Annotated in this window: 3 protein-coding genes; 2 read left to right on the top strand and 1 reads right to left on the bottom strand. The window is 73.1% G+C overall.

What is annotated here, in order from left to right; all coding sequences use genetic code 11:
* Positions 1 to 160: 160 nt before the first annotated feature.
* A complete protein-coding gene (locus GH736_RS21845; protein WP_159607044.1) occupies positions 161 to 574 on the top strand; it encodes a DNA-3-methyladenine glycosylase family protein in 414 nt (137 codons plus the stop codon).
* A gap of 18 nt (positions 575 to 592) precedes the next feature.
* Here the strand turns inward: GH736_RS21845 and GH736_RS21840 are convergent, their stop codons facing one another.
* Positions 593 to 961, bottom strand: coding sequence for a winged helix-turn-helix transcriptional regulator (locus GH736_RS21840; protein ID WP_159607042.1), 369 nt, complete (start codon positions 959 to 961; stop codon positions 593 to 595).
* 107 nt (positions 962 to 1,068) lie between these two features.
* Here GH736_RS21840 and GH736_RS21835 point away from each other — a divergent pair.
* On the top strand, positions 1,069 to 2,042 hold a 974-nt coding region (locus GH736_RS21835; protein WP_159607040.1), incomplete at its 3' end, for an LLM class flavin-dependent oxidoreductase.

Raw genomic sequence — 2,042 nt, 5'->3', positions numbered from 1 at the left:
GAGGTCGAGGATGACGCTCAGCGCGACGAGCGCGACGAGCACCAGCACGACGAGACGCACGGCGAACTGGCCACTCGTATGCAGGGTGGCGGTGATGATCCGGTGCATCCGGCGGCCGACGCCCCGCACCATGCGCGTCGCGCCGTCGCCCGAGGGCTGGATGTCCATCCCCACCTGGGAGTGGCACAAGGCCGGGGTCGATCCCCGCCGCGCCCGCACCATCGCGAATGCCGCCCGCTACGCGGCGCGCCTCGAGCAGGCCGTCGACATGAGTCCGGCGGATGCCGCGGCGCGCCTCACCCTCATGCCCGGCGTCGGCGCGTGGACCGCTGCCGAGGTGGCGCAACGAGCGCTCGGCGACGCCGACGCGCTCTCGGTGGGCGACTACCACCTGTCGAACTACCTCGGCCACGCCCTGTGGGGCCGCGACATGGACGACGACGAGATGCTCGTGGCCATGGCACCGTGGGCCGGACACCGCTACCGCGTCGTGCGGCTGCTCGGCGCCGAGGGGGTGCGGGGGCGTCCCCGCCGCGGGCCGCGCATGTCGTTCGTCGACCACCGCGCGATCTGAGCGGATCCGCCCGACGCGTCAGCTCGCGGCATCCGCCCGCTCGAGCCCCCACTCGGTGAGCGGCTGCAGCAGCTCGATGAGCCGCAGGCCGTCGGTGCTCGGGGTGTAGCTGATCGTCACGGGCGTGGTCGGCCGCACGTGGCGCTCGATGAGGCCCTCGGCCTCGAGCTCGCGCAACCGGGACGCGAGCAGGCGGTCGGAGATGCCGGTGACCGTGGCGCGGTACTCGGAGAACCGGCGGGCGCCGCGCACGCCGGCGAGCAGGATGGCCGCGTTCCACTTGCGTCCGGCGAACTCGACGGTCGACTGGAACCGCCGGCACGCCGCGTCGTCGATGTGCCCGAGCCGTTCGAGCCGTTCGTGTCGTTCGTTCGCGGATGCGCGCATGAGACCTCCATCACTCACTGGAAGTAAGCGACTTACCCGCCCTGTGCATTCCCGACCGCGCTGCGCCAGCATGGAGGCATCCGCCAGAACCGAAGGGACGGAGCACGATGCACTACGGCCACGAGCTGCAGTTCGGCACCTTCATCACCCCGACGAACGACCCGCCGCAGGCGGCCGTCCGCCTCGCGCAGCTCGCCGAGGCATCAGGCTTCGACCTCGTCACGTTCCAGGACCACCCCTACCAGCCGCGGTTCCACGACACGTCGACACTGCTCACGTGGGTCGCCGCGCGCACCGAACGCGTGCACGTGGCGGCGAACGTCACTAACGTGCCGCTGCGGCCGCCGGCCGTCCTGGCCCGCGCGGCCGCGAGCCTCGACCTGCTGAGCGGCGGCCGCTTCGAACTCGGCCTCGGCGCCGGCGGCTTCTGGGACGCCATCGACGCCATGGGCGGGCGCAAGCTCACCCCCGGCCAGGCCGTCGATGCGCTGTCGGAGGCGATCGACATCATCCGGGGCATCTGGGACCAGGACGAGCGCGCCCGGTTCGAGGTCGACGGCAGGTACCACCGGGTGGACGGCGCCAAGCGCGGGCCGGCTCCGGCGCACAACATCCCCATCTGGATCGGCGCCCTGAAGCCGCGCATGCTGCGCCTCATCGGCCGCAAGGGCGATGGCTGGCTCCCTTCGCTCGCGTACCTGCAACCCGGCGACCTCGCGCGCGGCAACGCCACCATCGACGAGGCCGCGCTCGCCGCCGGACGAGACCCGCGCGAGATCCGCCGGCTCGTGAACATCGGCGGCCGGTTCTCGGCGGGTGGCCGTGGCGGATTCCTCGACGGGCCCGCCGCGCAGTGGGTCGAGCAGCTGCTGCCGCTGGTCGTCGACGAGGGCATCGGCACCTTCATCCTCGCGAGCGACGATCCGGCCACCATGCAGCACTTCGCCGAGGAGGTCGCGCCCGCGCTCCGCGACGCGGTCGCGCGCGAGCTGCGGCCGACGGATGCCGCGGACCGGGACGCCAGGTCGTCGGATGCCGCCCTCGCCGCCGCGCCCGCGACCTGGGTGTCGCGCAGCACCGC

This window comes from Agromyces humi, from assembly GCF_009720255.1.
GTDB lineage: Bacteria > Actinomycetota > Actinomycetes > Actinomycetales > Microbacteriaceae > Agromyces > Agromyces humi.
Note: the sequence above shows the minus strand (reverse complement) of the source record. Positions and strands in the feature narration are given on the sequence as shown.